We start from the raw sequence: 207 nt of genomic DNA, 5'->3' as shown, positions 1-207 counted from the left end.
CAGCAGCTTCAATAAATGCTTTTGCGGAACATGAATGCCAGTATGGCCTGTTTCTGAATGGGGAAGTATTCTTTTAACCACTTTGCCGTCTGCAATATAATCAACATGAGTCATGCAGAGTATGCCTTTTTCCTTCAGCTTAGCAAAAAGACCTGCGTCTATGAGGACTTGTTCTCCTTCCTCATTTAAATGCTCTCCACGAAATTC

At 41.5% G+C, this 207-nt stretch carries 1 protein-coding gene; it reads right to left on the bottom strand.

Going from position 1 to position 207, the window contains the following annotated elements; genetic code table 11:
* The coding region (locus EOC06_RS41375) for a hypothetical protein (RefSeq protein WP_206631548.1) at positions 1-207 on the bottom strand (207 nt) is incomplete at both ends.

The organism is Mesorhizobium sp. M7A.F.Ca.MR.362.00.0.0 (assembly GCF_004023175.1).
GTDB lineage: Bacteria > Pseudomonadota > Alphaproteobacteria > Rhizobiales > Rhizobiaceae > Mesorhizobium.
This window is presented reverse-complemented; position numbering and strand designations above follow the sequence as displayed.